General features: G+C 69.4%; 24 protein-coding genes. 15 read left to right on the top strand and 9 right to left on the bottom strand.

Translation table 11 applies throughout. The features are described 5' to 3' along the window. The first annotated feature begins 62 nt into the window (after nucleotides 1-62). From B5557_RS28460 to B5557_RS28440, 5 genes are all read left to right on the top strand, one after another. Nucleotides 63-1,016 (top strand): ribokinase, encoded by a 954-nt coding sequence (locus B5557_RS28460; protein WP_079662127.1) that lies wholly within the window; start codon nucleotides 63-65, stop codon nucleotides 1,014-1,016. Beyond that, nucleotides 1,013-1,402, top strand: a complete 390-nt coding sequence (gene rbsD, locus B5557_RS28455; RefSeq protein WP_079662126.1) for a D-ribose pyranase — start codon at nucleotides 1,013-1,015, stop codon at nucleotides 1,400-1,402. The genes B5557_RS28460 and rbsD overlap by 4 nt, the downstream gene beginning before the upstream one ends. Nucleotides 1,403-1,526: 124 nt before the next feature. Continuing rightward, on the top strand, nucleotides 1,527-1,940 hold the full coding sequence (locus tag B5557_RS28450) for a hypothetical protein (protein WP_159424441.1): 414 nt from the start codon (nucleotides 1,527-1,529) through the stop codon (nucleotides 1,938-1,940). Nucleotides 1,941-1,989: 49 nt separating this feature from the next. Continuing rightward, entirely contained in the window at nucleotides 1,990-2,427 is a 438-nt protein-coding gene (locus B5557_RS28445; protein WP_079662124.1) for a hypothetical protein, read from the top strand. 370 nt (nucleotides 2,428-2,797) lie between these two features. Next, nucleotides 2,798-4,003 (top strand): esterase/lipase family protein, encoded by a 1,206-nt coding sequence (locus B5557_RS28440; protein ID WP_079662123.1) that lies wholly within the window; start codon nucleotides 2,798-2,800, stop codon nucleotides 4,001-4,003. Between the two features lie 35 nt (nucleotides 4,004-4,038). Here B5557_RS28440 and B5557_RS28435 read toward each other — a convergent pair whose 3' ends face one another. After that, on the bottom strand, nucleotides 4,039-4,365 hold the full coding sequence (locus tag B5557_RS28435) for a hypothetical protein (RefSeq protein WP_079662122.1): 327 nt from the start codon (nucleotides 4,363-4,365) through the stop codon (nucleotides 4,039-4,041). A gap of 337 nt (nucleotides 4,366-4,702) precedes the next feature. Here B5557_RS28435 and B5557_RS28430 point away from each other — a divergent pair, with 337 nt between their 5' ends. Both B5557_RS28430 and B5557_RS28425 read left to right on the top strand, forming a co-directional pair. Beyond that, the gene (locus tag B5557_RS28430; protein WP_079665049.1) at nucleotides 4,703-5,527 is read left to right on the top strand and encodes a helix-turn-helix domain-containing protein; all 825 of its coding nucleotides are present in this window, start codon (nucleotides 4,703-4,705) and stop codon (nucleotides 5,525-5,527) included. After that, on the top strand, nucleotides 5,514-5,732 hold the full coding sequence (locus B5557_RS28425) for a DUF397 domain-containing protein (protein ID WP_079662121.1): 219 nt from the start codon (nucleotides 5,514-5,516) through the stop codon (nucleotides 5,730-5,732). The genes B5557_RS28430 and B5557_RS28425 overlap by 14 nt, the downstream gene beginning before the upstream one ends. Here B5557_RS28425 and B5557_RS28420 read toward each other — a convergent pair. Both B5557_RS28420 and B5557_RS28415 read right to left on the bottom strand, forming a co-directional pair. Beyond that, nucleotides 5,729-6,580 carry a helix-turn-helix domain-containing protein gene (locus B5557_RS28420; protein WP_079662120.1) on the bottom strand — a complete coding sequence of 284 codons (852 nt, stop codon included), beginning with the start codon at nucleotides 6,578-6,580 and terminating at the stop codon, nucleotides 5,729-5,731. The two genes, B5557_RS28425 and B5557_RS28420, sit on opposite strands and share 4 nt — an antisense overlap. A 12-nt stretch (nucleotides 6,581-6,592) precedes the next feature. Continuing rightward, nucleotides 6,593-7,339, bottom strand: a complete 747-nt coding sequence (locus B5557_RS28415; protein WP_079662119.1) for a DUF6879 family protein — start codon at nucleotides 7,337-7,339, stop codon at nucleotides 6,593-6,595. A gap of 172 nt (nucleotides 7,340-7,511) precedes the next feature. Here B5557_RS28415 and B5557_RS28410 point away from each other — a divergent pair, with 172 nt between their 5' ends. The 4 genes from B5557_RS28410 (at nucleotide 7,512) to B5557_RS28395 (ending at nucleotide 8,978) form a co-directional block, all read left to right on the top strand. Further along, entirely contained in the window at nucleotides 7,512-7,715 is a 204-nt protein-coding gene (locus B5557_RS28410) for a hypothetical protein (RefSeq protein WP_079662118.1), read from the top strand. After that, nucleotides 7,712-7,939, top strand: a complete 228-nt coding sequence (locus tag B5557_RS28405; RefSeq protein WP_079662117.1) for a hypothetical protein — start codon at nucleotides 7,712-7,714, stop codon at nucleotides 7,937-7,939. The genes B5557_RS28410 and B5557_RS28405 overlap by 4 nt, the downstream gene beginning before the upstream one ends. After that, nucleotides 7,936-8,142 (top strand): hypothetical protein, encoded by a 207-nt coding sequence (locus B5557_RS28400; RefSeq protein ID WP_231976059.1) that lies wholly within the window; start codon nucleotides 7,936-7,938, stop codon nucleotides 8,140-8,142. Before B5557_RS28405 ends, B5557_RS28400 begins: the two co-directional genes overlap by 4 nt. Nucleotides 8,143-8,414: 272 nt before the next feature. Then, nucleotides 8,415-8,978: a dihydrofolate reductase family protein gene (locus tag B5557_RS28395; RefSeq protein ID WP_079662116.1), complete on the top strand. Its 564-nt coding sequence runs from the start codon at nucleotides 8,415-8,417 to the stop codon at nucleotides 8,976-8,978. Nucleotides 8,979-9,000: 22 nt separating this feature from the next. Here B5557_RS28395 and B5557_RS28390 read toward each other — a convergent pair whose 3' ends face one another. Further along, entirely contained in the window at nucleotides 9,001-9,399 is a 399-nt protein-coding gene (locus B5557_RS28390; protein WP_079662115.1) for a VOC family protein, read from the bottom strand. A 93-nt stretch (nucleotides 9,400-9,492) separates the two neighbouring features. Here B5557_RS28390 and B5557_RS28385 point away from each other — a divergent pair, with 93 nt between their 5' ends. Then, nucleotides 9,493-10,482: a helix-turn-helix transcriptional regulator gene (locus B5557_RS28385; protein WP_079662114.1), complete on the top strand. Its 990-nt coding sequence runs from the start codon at nucleotides 9,493-9,495 to the stop codon at nucleotides 10,480-10,482. Nucleotides 10,483-10,850: 368 nt separating this feature from the next. On the opposite strand, the gene B5557_RS28380 is transcribed toward B5557_RS28385, so the two are convergent. Then, the gene (locus B5557_RS28380; protein ID WP_159424440.1) at nucleotides 10,851-13,274 is read right to left on the bottom strand and encodes a DUF6185 family protein; all 2,424 of its coding nucleotides are present in this window, start codon (nucleotides 13,272-13,274) and stop codon (nucleotides 10,851-10,853) included. A gap of 649 nt (nucleotides 13,275-13,923) precedes the next feature. Here B5557_RS28380 and B5557_RS28375 point away from each other — a divergent pair. Next, a complete protein-coding gene (locus B5557_RS28375) occupies nucleotides 13,924-14,751 on the top strand; it encodes an MHYT domain-containing protein (protein WP_079662112.1) in 828 nt (275 codons plus the stop codon). Nucleotides 14,752-14,945: 194 nt separating this feature from the next. On the opposite strand, the gene B5557_RS28370 is transcribed toward B5557_RS28375, so the two are convergent. From B5557_RS28370 to B5557_RS28360, 3 genes are read right to left on the bottom strand one after another with little or no spacing between them, the layout of a single operon-like run. After that, nucleotides 14,946-15,743, bottom strand: coding sequence for a sugar phosphate isomerase/epimerase family protein (locus B5557_RS28370; RefSeq protein ID WP_079665047.1), 798 nt, complete (start codon nucleotides 15,741-15,743; stop codon nucleotides 14,946-14,948). A 38-nt stretch (nucleotides 15,744-15,781) separates the two neighbouring features. Continuing rightward, on the bottom strand, nucleotides 15,782-16,936 hold the full coding sequence (locus tag B5557_RS28365; RefSeq protein ID WP_079662111.1) for a dihydrodipicolinate synthase family protein: 1,155 nt from the start codon (nucleotides 16,934-16,936) through the stop codon (nucleotides 15,782-15,784). Beyond that, the gene (locus B5557_RS28360; RefSeq protein WP_079662110.1) at nucleotides 16,933-18,090 is read right to left on the bottom strand and encodes a Gfo/Idh/MocA family protein; all 1,158 of its coding nucleotides are present in this window, start codon (nucleotides 18,088-18,090) and stop codon (nucleotides 16,933-16,935) included. Before B5557_RS28360 ends, B5557_RS28365 begins: the two co-directional genes overlap by 4 nt. 327 nt (nucleotides 18,091-18,417) lie before the next feature. Here B5557_RS28360 and B5557_RS28355 point away from each other — a divergent pair, with 327 nt between their 5' ends. Both B5557_RS28355 and B5557_RS28350 read left to right on the top strand, forming a co-directional pair. Further along, a complete protein-coding gene (locus B5557_RS28355) occupies nucleotides 18,418-19,464 on the top strand; it encodes a LacI family DNA-binding transcriptional regulator (RefSeq protein WP_079662109.1) in 1,047 nt (348 codons plus the stop codon). Beyond that, on the top strand, nucleotides 19,461-19,850 hold the full coding sequence (locus B5557_RS28350) for a hypothetical protein (RefSeq protein WP_079662108.1): 390 nt from the start codon (nucleotides 19,461-19,463) through the stop codon (nucleotides 19,848-19,850). The genes B5557_RS28355 and B5557_RS28350 overlap by 4 nt, the downstream gene beginning before the upstream one ends. Nucleotides 19,851-19,957: 107 nt before the next feature. On the opposite strand, the gene B5557_RS28345 is transcribed toward B5557_RS28350, so the two are convergent. Continuing rightward, the gene (locus B5557_RS28345; RefSeq protein WP_143688238.1) at nucleotides 19,958-20,401 is read right to left on the bottom strand and encodes a hypothetical protein; all 444 of its coding nucleotides are present in this window, start codon (nucleotides 20,399-20,401) and stop codon (nucleotides 19,958-19,960) included. Nucleotides 20,402-20,493: the final 92 nt, after the last annotated feature.

Here is a 20,493-nt window from a genome sequence, read left to right as displayed (position 1 = left end):
GGCGCCCGCCCCGAGGCACGTATCAGGCCACGTACCGGGCCACCTATCAGGGGAGTTGCTTCATGTACGACTACGACCTGCTGGTCGTAGGGTCGGCCAACGCCGACCTGGTGATCGGCGTCGAGCGGCGGCCGGGGGCCGGGGAGACCGTCCTCGGCTCCGACCTGGCCGTCCACCCCGGCGGCAAAGGCGCGAACCAGGCCGTCGCGGCCGCCCGCCTCGGGGCCCGAACGGCCCTGCTGGCCCGGGTCGGCGACGACGCGAACGGCCGGCTGCTGCTCGACTCGCAGCGGGCGGCCGGTGTCGACACGGTGGGCGTGCTGGTGGGCGGGGCGCCGACCGGCGTCGCGCTGATCACCGTAGACCCGTCGGGCGACAACAGCATCGTGGTGTCGCCGGGCGCGAACGGCCGGCTGACACCGGACGACGTACGCGCCGCCGGCTGCCTCTTCCAGACCTCCCGGGTGGTGTCGGCGCAGCTGGAGATCCCCCTGGAGACGGTCGTTGCAGTGGCGGCGAGCCTGTCGCCGGACAGTCGCTTCGTGCTGAACCCCTCTCCGCCGCGCCCGCTGCCCGCCGTGCTGCTCGCGGCCTGCGACCCGCTGATCGTCAACGAGCACGAGGCGAAGGTGCTCCTCGGGGACGCGGAGGCCGGCGACCGGCCGGAGGACTGGGCGCGGGTGCTGCTCGCGAAGGGACCGAAGTCGGTGGTCGTCACGCTGGGCGCGGAGGGCGCGCTGGTGGCCTCGGCGGAGGGCGTGGTGCGGGTGCCGTCCGTGAAGGTGACGGCCGTGGACACGACCGGTGCGGGTGACTCCTTCACGGCGGCGCTGGCGTGGAAGCTGGGCGCGGGCGCGTCCCTGGCCGAGGCGGCGGCGTACGCGGCGCGGGTCGGGGCGGTCGCCGTGACCCGGCGCGGCGCGCAGGAGTCGTTCCCGACGGCGCAGGAGGTGGCGTCGCTGGGCCGGGAGTCGGGCAGCGGGGCCGGAGAGCCCCAGGGAGGTGAGTCGCTGTGAAGAAAGCCGGGATCCTCAACCGTCAGCTCTCCGGTGCGCTTGCGGAGTTGGGGCACGGGGACGGGGTGCTGGTGTGCGACGCCGGCATGCCGATACCGGACGGTCCCCGGGTTGTGGACCTCGCGTTCCGGGCGGGGGTGCCGTCGTTCGCGGAGGTGGTCGAGGGGCTGCTCGCCGAGCTGGTCGTCGAGGGCGCGACGGCGGCGACGGAGGTCCGGGCGGCGAATCCGGCGGCGGCCGCGCTGCTGGACGGGCACTTCCCCGAGCTGGCCCTGGTCTCGCACGAGGAGCTGAAGAGGCTGTCGGCGGGCGCGCGGCTGGTGGTGCGCACGGGTGAGGCGCGGCCCTACGCGAACGTGCTGCTGCGGTGCGGGGTGTTCTTCTGACGCAGGCCCAGCACCCGCGGAAGCCTCGGCCGCACGCGGCACCCTGAGACTTCACAGGATGTGCGGCGTGCCGTTCGCTGCCAGGGTCGGTGACCGTGGCAATCGAACGGAGGAACCGATGCAGATGTCACGCCTAGTGAACTCCCGACTCAGATCGGCGGCCGTCGCGGGGGCGGCCACCGTCCTTCTCGCCGGCGCGGGCGTCCTCGCGGCCTCGCCCGCCCAGGCCGCTCCGCGGCCCTGTCCCGGAGCCGGGGAGGGCGACCCGGCCCGCTGCGCCCAGGTGATCGGCATCGACCCGGGCTCGGCCCTCGTGATGCGCACCGAGCCGCGCTACGGCTCGACGGCGGTGGCCCGCTACGACAACGGGCAGTGGCTGGAGGTCGAGTGCTGGACCACCGGCGACCCGGACGCGGACGGCCACGGCTACCGGTACTGGATGCGCGTCTCCACCGCCCGCGCCTGGGGCTATGTCAACGACTGGTACCTGGACACGGGCGGACCCGGTACCTGGAAGCAGATCCTCCCGCCGTGCTGACCGTGCCACCGGCCCTCTCACCCACACCCACCCAGGGGAGGACGCCCACATGAACGACTCGACCCGGCCGACGCGATCCACACGGTCGCAGCGGCGGCTGCGTGCGGCGGTCGCGACGGGAGCCGTGCTCGCCGCCACGGTCTCGACCGTCCTCGCCGGAGCGGGCTCGGCGAGCGCCGCGATCCACCAGTGCTACATCTCGGGCGACCGAACCAATTGCGCGTACGTCACCGGCATCAACGCCGGTTCCTACCTGGCCATCCGCACCGCTCCCAGCTACGGGGCCGCCAAGCTTCCCGGGCAGCAGTGGCACAACGGCGAGGAACTCGGCGTCAGTTGCTGGACCACGGGCGACCCGGACGCGGACGGCCACGGCTACCGGTACTGGATGGAGGTCGACACCGGGGTCGTCACCGGTTATGTCAACGACTGGTACCTGGACACCGGGGGCCCGAGCACCTGGAAGCAGCAGCTCTCGCACTGCTGAGTCGAGGCGTCCGGAGAAGCTTCGAGGGGGCTGGTCCGTCGACCAGGCCCCCTCGGCTTTTCCCCTCCGTACCAGAACCCCCGCGATCCCCCCGGATCCCCCTCCAGAAGTCCTGATGCCATGTACGACAGCCACAGGACGGTAAGGGTTGCGCGATCCGCGGGATATTTTTCGGAGGGAATTCGGCATGGGCTCGGCGAGGAACAGGTAAGCGAAGAGAACAGGCCAATGGCACATGCCGGACGCATCAAACTATTTCTGCGCATATTCCATCAGTTGTGGTGAACACCCCTGACCGTAGGGGCGGTTCGCCCGGTTCGTCCCGCATGCTGACGTCGTCTCTGCCACTTCTTCCGCGAGGAGTACGACCATGTCCGAGACGACCGAACCCAACATCGGCGCGTTCACCCTCGGCGACCCGCTGACCGTCGAACCCGCCCACCCGGTCGACGTACCGGAGCACGAGGAATGGACGCTGCCGAACGGCTTCGCCTGGGTGTTCCCCGGCGAGGGCAACAACGGCCGTCTCGTCCGGCCCGTGATCATGGCCGACGGCTTCAATCTCGGCCGCAGCGAGCTCGACAAGCTCTACCAGGGACTGGAGGGCGGCTTCCCGTTCGTCACCGAGCTGCGGCGGCGCGGCAGGGACGTGATCCTGCTCGGCTTCGAGGAGCGCAGCGCGTCCATCCTGGACAACGCGCACGCGGTCGAGGCCGCGATCGTGCGGGCCGCCGCCGAGCAGTTCGGCGGCGCCCGGCTGGTGGTCGGCGGCTTCAGCATGGGCGGCATCGTCACCCGCTACACGCTGGCCAGGATGGAGGCCCAGCGAATGGACCACCGGACCGGCCTGTACTTCTCCTACGACAGCCCGCACCGGGGGGCCTCCATCCCGGTCGGCGTGCAGGCGTTCTCGTACTTCATCCCGTTCCCGAACGACTTCGCGAAGCAGATGGACAGCCCGGCCGCGCGCCAGATGCTGTGGCGGCACTACGACAAGGAGACCGGGAAGATCGGGGTCGCCAAGGAGCGCACGGACTTCCTGGCCGCACTGGAGCGGCTCGGGGGCTGGCCGCAGATCCCGCTCAGGGTCGCCGTGGCCAACGGTCGCGGCGACGGGATCGGTCTGCCCGATGTCCCGCCCGGCGACGTCGCGCTGCGCATCGACCGCATCTACCCCGGCACCACCTTCTACACCCAGGCCCAGGGCGACGACGTGACGGTCGCCTACCTCAACCGGAGGTTTCCCAAGGCGGAAAAGACCATCACGACCAGCGGTTTCCCGGAGCTGGACGGCGCGCCCGGCGGCACGCTGCACACGTACGAGATCCTCGCCGAGACGCTGCGGAAGCTCGGCGGCACGGTGGACCTGCGGCACGGGGAGGTGTGCTTCGTCCCGTCGGTGAGCGCGGTCGCCGTCCGCGACGTCGAACGCCAGCCGGACCTGTACACCAACATCGACGAACTCCCGCCGGACGAAAGCGAGTTGGACGAATTCCTCTGCTCGTCCACGACCACCGCCCACACGGCCATCACCGAGGAACTCTGCACCTGGCTCCTGGACCGCCTCCCTGCCTGATCCCCCGCCTCACGCCACCGGGGCCGCTCATCCGCTCACACCCGGCGGAGGGAGGCCCCGTCCTCACTCCTCCGGGCGAGCCGCCCTCCCCGACTCTCCGCCACCCGCCTGACGTCCCTCAGAGACTCGACGAGACGCCGAGCCAGGTAGCGGAGTTCGGCCCCGGTCGCCCGGTCCTCCGCGAGGAGGGCGTCGGCGTGGCCGAGGAGGTCGTCCGCCATGCCGAGTTGCACGCACTCGACGTCGTCCGCCATGCGCCACACGTACCCCGTTCCGTCGCCCACGACGTAACAGGGCTTGCCGTCAGGGCTCGTCCAGGGCAGCAGGCGAGCGGACGACCCCTCGTTTTCCGTGGCGCTCACCCGTCACTCCCCACGCGAGGCCAGAACAGGGAGCCGACGCCGATACCCCGGACAGCGGACGACACGTCAGGCGATACGTCACGCGACACAACAGGCGGCGGGCGCTCACCCGTCCCGTAGCCCGTCGGGCCGGCGGCGTAGGCGCACGAGCACGGGCAGAGGGGCCGGCTCCTGAACGACTTGAGGAACCGGGCGATCAGATGTCTCACCGTCAGTCTTCCTTTCACCTGCGGCGACTTCACTCTGTTGTGAATCACTCACAGCGTGCGGTCGGCGATGGCTACGCTGCTAGTGCCCGGAGGTTGACAACGCACTCGTCAAGTTGGGAGCCGTGAGCATGACCAAGCCTCGAACACCTCGGACGCAACGGGAGAAGTACGGGGAGGAGTTGAGGCTGCGGCGGACGGCTGCTGGCCTCACGCAGGAGGAACTGGGCGACCAGGTCGTGTGCTCGTCCACGTTGATCAGTCACTTCGAGGCGGGCAGGCGCCTCCCGAAGCCCGCTGACGCACAGCGGATCGACCGGGTGCTGGGCGCCGACGGGTTCTTCGTCCGCTGGCTGGAGGACCTGGAGTCCAAGTACGCCGACCACTTCGCGGCCGTGGCCGAGCTGGAGCAACAGGCCACGCTGATCCAGCAGTTCGCGCTCTCATTGGTTCCAGGCGTCTTCCAGACCGATGGTTACGCACGTGCGTTGTTCCGCGCGTACCGACCGAACCACACGGCGGAGGAACTTGACGAAGCAGTTGTCATTCGAACAAAGCGTGCCCGAATCCTCGACGGGTCGTTGCAGCCGGTCGTCTGGACGCTGCTCGACGAGGCCGTGCTGCGGCGCTGCGTCGGTGGGCCACAGGTCATGGCCGAACAACTACACAAGATCGCCGACATGGCGGAGGCCGGACGGCTGCGCCTGCATGTGCTGCCGTACGGCGTCGGGGCGCACGCGCTCATGGAGAGCTACCTCACGCTCATGAGCTTCGAGGACTCCGCCCCGGTGGCCTATGTCGAGGGCCTTCTCACCGGCCACTTGATGGACGACCCGGCGCTGGTGGCCGCCAGTCAGACCGCCTACGCTCTTGCGCTGAGCGACGCGTTGTCGCAGCAGGAGTCATTGGCCCTCGTCAGGTCGGCAGCGGAGGAACACGGACATGGTCAGCAGTGAGCACACCGTCTCCGACTCGTCCATCCTCACCGGGTGGTACAAGTCCAGCTACAGCGGCGGCGGTCAAGGCGACTGCCTTGAGGTCGCCCGCGGCTGCGCCGGCGTCCCCGTCCGTGACAGCAAGTCCGTCCCCGGCCCGGCGGTGGTCTTCTCGGGGCGCGGCTGGTCGGCGTTCGTCGGCGCGGTCAAGGACGGCAGCCTCTAATCCCGGCTCAGTGACCGCCGCGCCGCGTTGATGACGTTGTGAGCGTCGGCCCCGTAGACGGCCGACTCGTGCAGGGTGCGCCAGACCTTCTTGTACAAGACGACGTTGTCGGCGTCGTCCAACCACATCTCGGCGTGCCAGTCCTCGGCGACCACCAGACGGTCGTCAAGGACCCAGAATCCGTTGGCAGGCACGAGCTTGACGGAAGCCGTGAATGGGACGATGCCCAGCTCGACCGTGTCCATACCGAGCATGCCGGTAAGGCGGTCGAGCTGGGCGGCCAGTACCGAGGGCGGGCAAATCAGCGACCGCAACGCGGCCTCCCACATCAGGACGTGCAGCTTGCGGCCAGGCCGGTACAGCCACTCCTGCCGCTGCGCCCGTGAGCGCACGGCGGCCTCGATGTCGCTGGCTCCGCCCAGCAGCTCCGCATATCGCTGGATGACGTGACGCGCGTACTCGGGTGTCTGCACCAAACCGGCGATCACCGACTCTTCCCACACCCACATCTCCGAGGTGCGGTCGATCTCAGCGCTCAGCCCCTCGTGCAGCGGCTTGAAGCCGTTCGCCAGGGCCCGACGCCATGATCTGATGTGCGACTCGAACCCCGCCAGCCGGGCGGCAAGCTCGGGGTACACGCCCGGCTGGCCGGTCGCGTCGGCCCACGCCTGGAGGTCTTCGGGGGTGGCGGTCTGCTTGCCGTTCTCCAGCTTGCTGACCTTGGAGCCGGGCCAGCCGAGCCGCTGGGCCAGCTGCTGACCGGTGAGCCGACCACCAGGACACGTGAACCGCAGCTCACGCATTCGCGCTCCCAGGGCCACCCTGGCTTGCTGGTAGTCAGTGCTCACCGGTCACACGCGTCATTCGGTGTCGGCCACCTGCGCGGCGAACTGGTCGAACGGCACGGAGTGGTGCATCGCCGCGTCACGCACCATGGCGTACCGCACGACCCCGGCCGGTTCGGTGATCAGCTCGATGTTCAGCAAGTTGTCGGCGTCATCGAAGTGCAGCAGCGCGACCAACCGCGAGTCGAAGATCCAGAAATCTTCGGCGGGCAGGTTAATGGCGTCCTCGCGCCACAGGTAGCGGATGTCCTCGCCGACCGCCGCGTTGTGCCGGGCGTAGTCGAGCAAGAACCGCTGTTCGGTGGTGGGCGGACGGTCGGCGACGCGCACCCGACCGACGCGCTTGCCGGCGTCCGTCTGGGCCCTGATGTTGACGAACCAGGGTTCGTCAGGGTCGCAGGGAGAGGAGCCGGTGGCCAGGAACGCCTGAAAGTCGGGGTCCTGTCGGTCCGACGCATAACCGCGCCGCGTCTCCAAACGCCAGGCAGTGTGCTTGAAGGTCTCGAAGAGACGGCGGAAGGCGGCCCGGTCGACGAATTCGGGCACCCGCTGCATCTCCTTCGGCCCCCAATTCACGAGCAGTTCGCGCGGTACGACCACCGCTGCCTCGTCCGGACCGAAGTGTTGGAGCTGTGCGAGTTCGTCCGGGTCGGTGACGGACGTGCCCTGCACGATGACCTCGCCGGTGTCGGTGTCCGTGTGCAGGGCGGGGCAGCCGTCGACCTTGCTGTCTGTGCCGGTGAAACGTAGCTGACGAGCCATGATCGCCTTCCGTTTCAGGGGTGTAGATCCAACAGCATGGCCGCGGGCCCGGCTCGGATCCATGGGGTCTGGCTGACCCAAGGAGCAAACACAAGCAATTCCGGCGACTCGTCGAGCAATATCGAGAAAACACCATACCGGCAGGCCACTCGCGGCTTCTAGCGTCGCGTTCATGGCGACCAAGAAGCGACAGGACGTCGACCCGTACGTGGCGATGGAGACCCTGAGATCAGCGCTTACCGAAGTCGGGATCGTCCTGCCCTCCCTGCGGGTCGATCTCGCATCTCCTCAACTGCGGCTCGTCGAGTTGGGGCGGGTCGGGTCCGACGTGGCTGCCCGACTGACCGAAGCGCTCCAGCGAGGAGGGCAGCAGTGACGGAGCCTCAGGGAACCCTGGTCGTCGACACCGAGACAGACAAACTCGGGTACGTCATGGGCCGAGTGGGGACGGCTGTGCAGCTCAGGCCGGTGACCGGCGGACGCGAGTGGGACGCCGACCCTGCTTGCATCCGCCGGGCAACTGACGATGAGCGTCGTCGGACCGTGCAGGAGCGCACGCACGCACTCAACGCGGCGAGCAGCGGCGGGACCATCCGGTGAGCACGGACAGCATGTCCGCCGAATGCGCCCTGGCCCAGCAGCCCGGCTATGCCGACGTGCACCAGGATTGTCGCCAGACCAAGGACGTTCCGCTCCCCCACAGCAGCGGGATTCTGCTTCTGCACCGCTGCACCTGCCCCCACCACGCCTACAACCGCAGCACTCCCGCAGACAGCCGCTCCGGCCGGCAACCCCAGGTGTAGGACGGTCCTCCCGAGTTGGACGGAGCGCCCGGCGGCACGTCTGGCTGATGGAACGCCTCCCCGGCTGACCATGCGCCAGGGGCTGTCCGAGCCCACGGGCAGTCTCCCACCGCGCGCGGACGCCCCGCCGGGCAGGCGAACCGGCGGGGCGTCCGGTGTGTCTGCGGGGACGCCGGTATCCAGGATGGGATCGGGGGATCCGGCGAGTCGCGATGAGTTCGGGGGTGTCCGGCAGTCGTACCGTCGAAGCCCGTTATCGAGGAGGCCTTCTGATGCGCAGCGTGACCTATTCGATGAGTGTCTCGCTCGACGGCTACATCGTCGGACCGGACGGCGGCTTCGACTGGTCGGCGCCCGACGAGGAGGTCTTTCGCTTCTGGATCGACGACATTCGAGAGGTCGGCGTCCACCTGATGGGACGGCGGCTGTACGAGACGATGCTGTACTGGGAGACCGCCGAGCAGGATCGGTCGCTCGACGCCGCAGAGCTCGAGTGGACCGCGCTCTGGAAGCCGCTCCCGAAGGTGGTGTTCTCGACCACGCTGTCGGCGGTGCAGGGCAATGCCCGCCTGGCCTCCGGCGGCCTGGCGGAGGAGATCGAGCGGTTGCGGGCCGAGCCGGGCGAGGGCGAGATCGCGATCGGCGGCGCGACTCTCGCCGCCGAGGCGGCCGCCTCGGGTCTGATCGACGAGTACCGGGTCATGGTCCACCCGGTGCTGGTCGGCGGCGGCATTCCGTTCTTTGCCCGAAACGAGCGCCGGGTCGATCTCGAACTCGTCGAGACCCGCACCTTCGGCTCGAAATTCGTCTACCTCCGCTACCGCGTGGCGCGCTAGCTGTGGCGTCTCGGGACCTTGGTCAGCGTGCGAACTTTTCGATGGCCGCCGGGGTGACGGGGGTGAAGAAGTTGACGAGGTTGCCGTCGGGGTCGCGGAACAGCAGCGACCGGTTGCCCCAGGGCATCGTGGTGGGCTCGGTGACGAAGTCGGTGACGAAGCCGGTCAGGTTCTGGTGAACGCGGTCCACGTCGTCGACGAGGAACTCGGTGATCACGCTGTGGTTGTCCGCCGGGCGGGCAGAGCCCGGGGCGAACAGCGGGACGGTGCGGGTGCCGGCGATCGCGAGGGTCGCGCCCGCGGTCCTGAGTTCGGCGAAGTCCTCGGTGGCCCACGTCGCCCGCACTCCTGTGGCTCGCTCGTAGAAGTCGACGAGGCGTGCGACGTCGCTGGTGATGATGCGGATCGAGACGAAGTCCATGGGAATCTCCTTGGCTGTGCTGGAGGCGTGCACTGCGCAGGCTAGGAGAAATAGTGGACAGAATCGGTCCAGTATTCGCGTTAGGCTGCGGACATGTCTCGACCCACCGGCCGCGTGCTGACACTCCTGGAGCTGCTGCAGTCGGGCGGCACCCGAACGGTGGCCGAACTCGCCGACCGGCTCGGCGTCGAGGGGCGCACCGTGCGCCGGTACGTGGACCAGCTGATCGACCTCGACGTGCCTGTGGAGTCGGTGCGCGGCCGCTACGGCGGGTACCGGCTGGCCCCCGGGTACCGCTTGCCTCCGCTCATGCTCAGCGACGACGAGGCGCTGGCCGTGCTGCTCGGCCTGGTCGCGGGCCGCCGGGCAGGGCTGACGACGACGCAGCGCACGGCGAGCGAGACGGCGTCGGCGAAGATCCGACGGGTGCTGCCCAAGCACCTCGCCGGCCGGCTCGACACCCTCCTGGAAGCTCTCGCCTTCACGGATCAGCCCGGCGAGTTCGACACCCCGGACGCCGGGGTCCTGCTCACGATCGCCGATGCGGTGCGCCACCGTCGGCCGGCCTCAATCCGCTACACCGGCCGTGACGGACGGCGCAGCGAACGCACCCTGCACGCGTACGGGATCGTCGCCCATGCGGGCCGGTGGTACGTCACGGGCAAGGACGCCCAGGTCGGCGAGGACCGAACCTTCCGGCTCGATCGCATCGCGGACGCGAGGACCCTGCCCGGCTCGTTCGAAGCGCCCGTCGGCCCCGCTCCGGCACAGCGCGTGTTGTCAGGGTTCGCCACAGCCGAGTACCGGCATGAGGTGACCTTGCGGATCCACGGGACAGTCGAGCAGATCCGCGCGCACCTCCCCGCCGGCGTCGCGAGCCTGGAGGAGCACGAGCCCGCGGCCGGCCAGGACCCGGCGGCCGAGCCCTGGCTGCGCGTCGAGCTGCGGGCGGAGCGCCTCGACTGGTTGCCTCCGGTACTCGCCGCACTCGACCGGCCGTTCGTCATCGAGCGCCCCGCTGAACTGCGCGACCTCGTCATCGCGCTCGCGGATCGCCTCACGTCCTCTGCCCGCCGAGCGTGACAGCGAGGAACCAATGTCATGAGACGGCACAGCCAGGACCTGTCCGGCCGATCATGCCGCAGACGCGGGGTGTGGCACGCTCCCCCGTAGGGGGCACCCCCACCCCCAGAGGGGGGACCCCAATGCCGTTGCTGCGGAGCGCTTCTCCGAAAACCCTGCCTCACCCACCACTCGATCCACCGGCTCAGGCCGACACGACCGAGTCAGGACCCCGGACCCCAATCGCTCCAGCCGCGATATCGACACACCGCTTCACCCGCTTGAACCCCCAAAGGCAACGGCATTGTCTGCCTTCGACAGGGGCAAAAGTCATACCGGGCCCGGAGGCAGGGAACCCCATTGGGGGCCAATCAAGAAGGTATTGGCGGCTACCGGCCGGGCCCTTTTGCGCTGACGTCTGCGAACGTCTTCCAGAGGGTGACGAGCGCAAGCAGCTGTGCCATGAAGAACGCGATCGTGGCGAAGCGCATCTGGTAGACGTAAGCGACGAGACTGGCATTGGTCGGCCAGTAGCGGCGCTCGTTCTGGAAGGTCTGCAGATCCATCATCAGGCCCGTGCACGTCGTCACCGAGCCGAATGCGGCGATCTGGCCGATCAGCTGGGGCACGGTCCCGCCGATGGCTTGGACGATGAGGAAATCGGCCGTTGCCGGGATGGCGAACGCGAGCGTGACGAAGAGCGCCTTCGTCGGCCCGTGACGGCCCGGCAGATCCCGCCACAGCGCCCCGAGGAAGAATCCCCCGACGATCCACCAGACCTGCCAGGTGAGGATCTCGCCCACGATCCAGACGAACCCTGCTGCATTCTCCGCGTACAGCATCCAGGAGTCGCCCTTCACGACGTCGACCCAGTACATCAGGCCGGTCGCGGGCAGGCCGATGAGACACGCGTTGAGGGCCCCCCTGCGAGCATTGCCCCACCATGTGGCCATCGGGCCACAGGCGAAGGGAAGGTCGGCGGGTCTCACTCCTGCCGGCAAGGCCTGGTCCATTCGGTCGATCTCGGCCTCGATCGACTGCCGCTCGGCGGAACGCTCGCCCAGGTTCGACGTACTGAGCTGACTCAGGCGGGTCTGGCGTTCCCTGAACCGGCGCGCCAGGCGCAGCACGTCGGCCCTGTCGGTCAGCGAGATCGTCCTTCCCAGCGGGGCGTTGTCGGCGAAGGGCTGCTCCAGCACGGAGAAGTGCGAGCCCAGGACGAGCACTCCCCAGGCCGTGCACAGGCACAGCACCAGGGTGAGCGCGTATGCGGAGAAGCCGAAGTAGTACGCGTCAGGTGCAAAGGTGATGGCGAAGAGGGCCACGAGCAGGAACTTCTCCGCAGGCGCGGGTGTGAACGCCCCCTGCTCGTGCTGTTCGACCCGGCAGACCCGCAGAACGCCCAGCACGGGCAGCGGCGCCAGGATGCTGACGACGACCAGCAGCGGATCCAGAACGTTTGTCGGGAAGGTCAACCACCACCACGAGAGCTCTCCCCCTCGGAACTTTTGAAAATCAGCCGAGCGTGGGTTGGCGAGCCAGCTGATTCGCTCCCAGTAGCGGTCAAAGGCGAGGTAGGCCCACAGGACGGTCGCCGTCGCTGCTGCAAGGGCGGCGGCGACCATCATGCGAGTGGGGATCCGAGTCTCTCTGATCAGCAGTATCCGCTGCCCAGCTGTGATCAGGCCGATCCAGCACACTGCCGTCAGTGCGGTGCACGCCACGGCTGCCATGGTCCAGCCCGGAGTAGACAAGAGCCGGTCGGCTGTGGGGAGCAAGGTGAAGTCGAACATCTCCGACACCACGTACCAGCCGAGCAGGCCCAGGACGACTCCGCCCACGCTGAAGAGGAGGCGCTTCGACCGGCTGCCGAACAGACACAGCGCAGGCCCGAGGAACGCCAGGACGAACACCGCGACCGTCCATTCGTAGTCGTGATGCCAGCCCACCAGACGCTGGAACCACAAGTAGACGTTGTCGTCCATGTAGCCGAGCACGCCCAGGAACATCAAAAGGAGCGCCCACCACCGCAGGTAGTGCAGCGCGCTCGACTCTTCCGGCGTCGTCGTATCGGCGAGACTGCGCCTCAGCCGGCGACCCGCGACGAGCAACAACGCACCTGAGGCGGCGTACCAGAACGCTGCCGTGGCGCTATAGATGCCCCACGGCTCCCAGGCCTGCCAGGTTTTCTCCGGCGAGGTCGTGATGAAGTCCCAATACTGCAACGTGGGTGGGCGGAAAGTGACCGTGGGATTCTGGTCCGGCTCTTTGTGCCGCCAGTTCAGTCTGGTTCCACGTTCGCCGAAGGCCGGCCGAGGGGTGGCCGTCAGGGCGCCCCGTCCGCCCAGGTCGACCTGCACCTTGTCCCAGTCGGCGCCCGTCAGGGCAGGAGAAGGACGCAACGCGATGCGCCAGTTCTCCTTCGACACCGTCAGTACCCAGGGGCCGACAGCGTCGGAGGAGGAGAACTGGACCCACGTGGCAGCCTCGTAGTGAACCTTGACCCTCCGGCCGTCGGCCTTCACCGTCACCGGCTTGGACCGAAACTCGTAATCACGGAAGTCGATCTGATTTTGCAGGGGTTTGCCCACCAGGCACGCCAGCGCCAACCGATAAGCCGGCGCATGGGTGTCCAGGAGCAGGTCGGAGGCGTGAGTCCAAGCGGCGGGCACGCTGATGTCCATGGTGCTCGTGACCATGCTCCAGTCGTTGCCGCGGTGTTTGAACTCAGCCAGTGCCGTGACCTCGGCCGTCTTGAGCTGGTCGGCTCGGCAGTCCGTCGGGGCCTCCTCGGCAGCGTCGGCCTTTCCCATCGCGGGCAGAGCGAGGCAGAGAAGCAGCACAAGCACACACAAACGGCGGGGCGCGGACCAGCCAGGACGGATCACCGTCCGAGGATCCCCGGGCCGACCGCGCGCGATGCCGTGCGATGCACCGACGCGCCAGCGGTTCCACCCCAGCGGCCGAGGAGAGGAGGCGCGCCGCCCGGGTCCGACAAACCGTCAAGGCTCCGCCGGCGCTGGTCCGGGTGATCGAGTACTGCGTCGACGGGCAGGCCGACATCGAACCGCGGCCAGAGCCTTGAATTTCCCCGCCCCGGTCTCAGAGGTTCCCCAGACCTGCTCACCTTGTCTCCGCACCCACGGCGAGCTGACCTGCGGACGGGCGCCACTGCAGGGGCACGGGCAGTGCTGGCCGGGTTTTGGGGTGAAGAGTGGCGGTGTATCGATTCGGCGGAAGATTGCGAAGTGTGGATTTTATGTGTGCCTTATGTGTTTGAATCACATGCAACTCGGCCACATGGCTTGATCCGGCCTGACGCGGCTTGCCGTCCCCTCGTATCCCCGGCGGCGCTGCCGCGCTCGGGTCCCGTCCGCCGGGCGGATCCGAGTGCCGTGTCGCCGCGCCGTTGCGCCGCGTCCGCGGTGCCGCCGGCCGTCACGTATGCGAAGGGGAAACTTCATGACCGCCACCGTCTCCAACTTCTACTACGGCGCGGCCACCCCCGTGGCCGCCTATCTGATGGCCTGCCTCGGCGCGGCCCTCGGCCTACGGTGCACGACACGCTCACTGCGCCACCCGCAACGCAGGGCGAGATGGCTGGCGTTGGGCGCGATATCGATCGGCTGCGGCATCTGGACCATGCACTTCATCGCCATGATCGGCTTCAACGTCCAGGGCGCCCTGGTCCGCTACGACACCGTCAGAACCCTCCTCAGCCTCGTGGTCGCGATCGCCGTGGTCGCGGTGGGCGTGTTCCTCGTCGGTTACCGGGGCGGGACTCCTGCGAACCTGGCGGTGGCGGGCACGGTCACCGGGCTCGGAGTCGCGGCGATGCACTACCTCGGCATGGCCGCCATCCACACCAACGGCACCCTGCGCTATGACGCCACGACGGTGGCCGTGTCCATCGTGATCGCCGTCGCCGCCGCGACGGCGGCCCTGTGGGCGGCCGTCTCCATTCACGCCCTGTGGTCCAGCCTGTGCGCGAGCCTGGTCATGGGGGTGGCTGTGACCGGCATGCACTACACCGGCATGGCCGCCGTCTCCGTCCAGCTCACCGGCCAGGCCGGGGTCTCCGAGTCGTCCACCAGCCTGCTGTCGTTCCTCCTGGTGATGCTGGCCGGCCCGCTCGTGGTCCTGCTGGTCGCCGCTGTGATCGTCATGTTCGACCCGGACATGATTCTCGGTGACGACGAACAGGGCCGGTCGGCGGTCCAACCTCAGACCCCCAGCACCGCCTTCTACGCACAGCACCCGGCACAGCCGTCGCAGCCCCCCTCCTGGTGACCGGCACCCCTCCTTGACCGGCCGGCGCGGCCCGCACACTCCACGAGCGGGCGGCCCGACCCCCAGAGGAGGGACCCCTGCGACTTGATCGACCGGACAGGTCCTGGCCGGCTCGTCCCCCGCGCCGTTCGGTGACCGGAGAGAGGGCGGCCTGCCATCCCCCGTCTCCCCTCTCCGGCCACCGCCGCCGAGCCCTACGCCGTGTGCTCCAGGAACCGGGCCGCCGTCTCCGCGAGGACCTCGCGGCCGTCGCGGGCCCACAGCCCGTCGTTGAAGAGTTCGACCTCGATGGGGCCGGTGTAGCCGGCCGCCTCCACGTAGCCCTGCCATGCGCGCATGTCGATCGCGCCGTCGCCGATCTGGCCGCGACCGTTCAGGACGCCCTCGGGCAACGGGGTCGTCCAGTCGGCGAGTTGGAAGGTGTGGATGCGGCCAGACGCGCCGGCCCGCGCGATCTGGGCGGGGGCCCGGTCGTCCCACCAGATGTGGTACGTGTCGACCGCGACGCCGACCTGGTGGGCCGGGAAGCGTTCCGCGAGGTCCAGGGCCTGGGTGAGGGTCGAGACCACGCAGCGGTCGGACGCGTACATCGGGTGGAGGGGCTCGATGGCCAGTCGGACGCCGTGCCGCTCCGCGTACGGGCCCAGTTCCCCCAGGGCGTCCGCGATGCGCTCCCGCGCGCCGTGCAGGTCCTTCGAGCCGGCCGGGAGGCCGCCGGAGACCAGGACCAGCACCTCGGTGCCGAGGGTCGCGGCCTCGTCGATGGCCCGGCGGTTGTCGGCCAGGGCCGCCTTCCGCTCGGCCGGGTCGATGGCCGTGAAGAAGCCGCCCCGGCACAACGTTGTCACCGTCAGGCCCGCGTCGCGGACCAGCTTCGCGGTCGCCTCCAGACCGTGACTCCGGACCGGCTCACGCCACAGGCCGACGTTCGTCACGCCCAACTCACGGCAGGCGACGGCCAGTTCGGGCATCGACAGCTGCTTGACCGTCATCTGGTTGATGGAGAAGCGGGACAGGTCCCCGAGAGCGCTCACTGGTTCACCCCGTACAGCGACAGCAGGTTCTTCATGCGTTCCTCCGCCAGCTTCGGATCCGGGAACAGGCCCAGACCTTCGGCGAGTTCGTACGCGCGGGCGAAGTGCGGGAGGGAACGGGCCGACTGCAGGCCGCCGACCATCGTGAAGTGGGACTGGTGGCCGGCCAGCCAGGCCAGGAAGACCACGCCCGTCTTGTAGAAGCGGGTGGGGGTCTGGAAGAGGTGGCGGGAGAGGTCGACCGTCGGGTCCAGCAACGAGCGGAAACCCGCCACGTCTCCCGTGTCGAGGACGCGCACCGCCTCCGCCGCCAGGGGGCCCAGGGGGTCGAAGATGCCGAGGAGGGCGTGGCTGAAGCCCTTCTCGTCGCCCGCGATCAGCTCGGGGTAGTTGAAGTCGTCGCCCGTGTAGCAGCGGACGCCCTGCGGCAGCCTGCGGCGGATGTCGATCTCGCGGCCGGCGTCCAGCAGGGAGACCTTGATGCCCTCCACCTTGTCGGGGTGGGCCGCGATGACCTCCAGGAACACCTCCGTCGCCGCGTCCAGGTCCGACGACCCCCAGTAGCCCTCCAGCGCCGGGTCGAACATCGGGCCCAGCCAGTGCAGGATCACCGGCTCGGCGGACTGGCGCAGCAGGTGGCCGTAGACGTCCAGGTAGTCCTCGGGGCCGGCGGCGGCCGCCGCCAGGGCCCGGGACGCCATCAGGATCGCCTTGGCGCCCGACTCCTCCACGAGGGCGAGCTGCTCCTCGTAGGCGGCGCGGACCTCGGCGAGGGAGGCCGGGGCGGTGAGCTGGTCGGTGCCGACGCCGCAGGCGACGAGTCCGCCGACGGACTTGGCCTCGGCGGCCGATCTGCGGATCAGTTCGGCAGCGCCCGCCCAGTCCAGGCCCATGCCGCGCTGGGCGGTGTCCATCGCCTCGGCGACGCCGAGGCCGTGGGACCACAGGTGACGGCGGAAGGCGAGGGTGGCGTCCCAGTCGACGGCGGCCGGGGAGTCCGGCGACACGTCCGCGAACGGGTCGGCCACGACGTGCGCAGCGGAGAAGACCGTGCGGGAGGTGAAGGGGGCGCCGGTGGTGACGGCGAGGGGTTCCGTGCGGGGCTCGTACGACCGCAGGGCCCCGGTGAGGTCCGGGAGTCGGATCGTCACAGCGTGACCTCCGGGACGTCGAGGCGGCGGCCCTCCGCCGAGGACCTCAGGCCCAGCTCGGCGAGCTGGACGCCACGGGCGCCGGCGAGGAGGTCCCAGTGGTAGGGGGCGTCGGCGTAGACGTGCTTGAGGAACAGCTCCCACTGGGCCTTGAAGCCGTTGTCGAAGTCCTGGTTGTCCGGGACCTCCTGCCACTGGTCGCGGAAGACCTCGGTGGCGGGGATGTCGGGGTTCCAGACCGGCTTGGGGGTGGCGGACCTGTGCTGGACACGGCAGTTGCGGAGTCCGGCGACCGCCGAGCCCTCCGTGCCGTCCACCTGGAACTCCACCAGCTCGTCGCGGTTGACGCGGACCGCCCAGGAGGAGTTGATCTGGGCGATCGCGCCGCCGTCGAGCTCGAAGATGCCGTAGGCGGCGTCGTCGGCGGTGGCGTCGTAGGGCTTGTCCTGCTCGTCCCAGCGCTGCGGGATGTGGGTGGCGGTGAGGGCCTGGACGGACTTCACACGGCCGAACAGCTCGTGGAGCACGTACTCCCAGTGCGGGAACATGTCGACGACGATGCCGCCGCCGTCCTCGGCGCGGTAGTTCCAGGACGGGCGCTGGGCGGTCTGCCAGTCGCCCTCGAAGACCCAGTAGCCGAACTCGCCGCGGATGGACAGGATCCGGCCGAAGAAGCCGCCGTCGATGAGGCGCTTCAGCTTGAGCAGGCCCGGCAGGAACAGCTTGTCCTGGACGACGCCGTGCTTGATGCCCTTCTCGTTCGCGAGGCGGGCGAGCGCCAAGGCGCCGTCGAGGCCCGTGGCCGTCGGCTTCTCGGTGTAGATGTGCTTGCCCGCCGCGATCGCCTTCTTGATCGCCTCCTCGCGGGCGGACGTCACCTGGGCGTCGAAGTAGATGTCGACGGTCGGGTCTGCGAGGACCGCGTCCACGTCGGTGGAGACGTTCTGCGGGTCCAGGCCGTGCTGCTCGGCCAGCGCCTTCAGCGCGTACTCGCGGCGGCCGACGAGGATCGGTTCCGGCCACAGCACGGTGCCGTCGCCGAGGTCGAGGCCGCCCTGTTCGCGCAGGGCCAGGATGGAGCGGACGAGGTGCTGGCGGTAGCCCATGCGCCCTGTCACGCCGTTCATGGCGATTCGCACCGTCTTGCGTGTCACGTCGATCCCTTCGTAGGCGTCGTGCGCAGCGTGCCTGCGCTATTCGTACGCGGTTGTGCGCGCCGCGTACGCCTCTTCCTGATCAGCGTTACAGCAAGCGCTTTCTATCCAAGGAGAAGCTAGCCTCTGACCAGTGGTCCGGACAAGACCGTGTCCATCCTGAGTTGTTCGAGGGGGCGAACAGCAAGGGTGCGGGGCCGTAAGGTCTGCTCGACACGCCCGGAACCGCGCCGTCACGGCGGCTGTCTACCAGGGCGTACGACGACGTACGACGACGTACGACAACGTGTGACATATGACGAGACGCGCGACCGGAGGACGACGAAGATGACGGTGACCCTGGCGGACGTGGCGGCCCGCGCGCAGGTCTCGCCCGCGACGGTGTCGCGCGTGCTGAACGGGAACTACCCCGTCGCCGCAACCACCCGGGAACGGGTGCTGCGGGCGGTCGACGAGCTGGACTACGTGCTGAACGGGCCCGCGAGCGCGCTGGCGGCGGCGACGTCCGACCTCGTCGGCATCCTGGTGAACGACATCGCCGACCCCTTCTTCGGGATCATGGCGAGCGCGATCCAGCAGGAGATCGGAGGGCCGGGCGGCCGGGCCGGGGGCGAGCGGCTGGCGGTGGTCTGCAACACCGGGGGCTCACCCGAGCGTGAGCTGACCTATCTGACGCTGTTGCAGCGGCAGCGGGCCGCGGCCGTGGTGCTGACCGGCGGGGCCATGGAGAACGAGCCGCACGCGGCGGCCGTGGCGGCGAAGCTGCGCAGGCTGGGCGAGGCGGGGACGCGGATCGTGCTGTGCGGCCGGCCGCCGGCTCCGGAGACCTCGGCGATCGCGCTGACCTTCGACAACCGCGGCGGCGGACGGGAGCTGACCGAGCACCTCATCGGGCTCGGCCACCGACGGCTCGGCTACATCGCGGGCCCGGAGGAGCGGACGACGACCCGGCACCGGCTGGAGGGCCACCGGGCGGCGCTGGCCGCGGCCGGCATCGAGGAGGACCCGCGCTGGACCGTGCACGGCCGCTACGACCGGCGGGCGGGCTACGAGGCGACGCTGGAACTGCTGCGCCGGGACCCGTCCCTGACGGCGGTCGTCGCCGCGAACGACTCCGTCGCGCTGGGCGCGTGCGCGGCGCTGCGGGACGCGGGCATGCGGATCCCGGACGACGTGTCGGTGGCGGGCTTCGACGACCTCCCCTTCAGCATCGACGCGGTGCCCTCCCTCACGACGGTGCGGCTGCCGCTGGCCGAGGCGGGCGCCCGCGCCGGCCGCATCGCCATGGGCCGCGAGGAACCACCACCCGGCGGGATCGCCACCGTGCGGGGGGAGTTGATGGTGCGGGGGTCCACGGGGGCGCCGAGAGGTTGATACTGCCCCTGACGCACGAGAGGGCCGAGCTCGTGGAGGTGGTGCGGATCGGCGATCCCGCCGGGCAGCTCGGCTCGCGGGGGCTGAGCGGCGAGGTCGTCGAGGTCTGGGTCGAGGATGAGGCGCGGGAGGCCCTGGGCTTGGCGGCCGAGCTGCCGGACAGTGCGAAGTACCGCTGTTTCCTGCCCGGTTGGGGTATTCGCGCCTACGACATCGACGATCCCGGTCCCGATCCGCTCTTCGAGGTCGCGTTCTGCTTCCAGTGCAACGGAGCCCGCATATGGGGGCGCGACGTTCCGGAGGAACTGCGGCGCCAGGACTTCGACGCGCAGAGCCCGGCCGGTCGGGAGCTGCTGCGCCGGTTCCGTGCATGCGTGGCGAGTTGACCGCTCCGCCGACTCCCCGGCGACGGCGCTGACGGCTGCGTCGTCGACAGCTGCTCCACAGAGGGCTGCCCTCAGGCGGCTGCCTCGTAAGCGTCGGCTCTGGTGGGTTACGCGACCGCGAAACCGTCGGGCACGGCCACGCCCTTGTCGTTGGCCGCGACGACCACATCCTGAGCCACAGCCGAGCTGTGATCCGTTTGCGACAGCAGATCGAAGATCGTGGATCCGGTCGCCGCGACGAGACACCCGGCGACCGCCCCGGCATAGGCAGCGGCCGTCACAGCGGCCGCATCCGCGACGAGCCCACCGAACCCGGTGAATCCGGCCGCCTCCAGGGCTTCCAGCGTGATCTCCATTCCCCCTGCCGCCTCCGCCGCGTGGTGCACTTCCTCGAGGAACTCGAGTACCTCCCCAGCGGACTCCAGGGCCTGCGCGGGTGTCGGCAGGCCGGAGCTGTGCATGCAGAACGTGAACTCTCCTTCGAAACTCATGGCCTCTCCATCCTCTTCGCTTTGTCGCGGCACATCGGTCACACGGGTGTTGCGGCGCATGGGTGTGCCACAACAGGTAAGCGGACTGGATCCTGGCGGTGCTCGCCGAAGGCAGCACATGCAATGACCCGACTGGTCTGTATATGGCCGCG

The sequence above is a fragment of the Streptomyces sp. 3214.6 genome (assembly GCF_900129855.1).
Taxonomy (GTDB): Bacteria; Actinomycetota; Actinomycetes; order Streptomycetales; family Streptomycetaceae; genus Streptomyces; species Streptomyces soliscabiei.
This window is presented reverse-complemented; position numbering and strand designations above follow the sequence as displayed.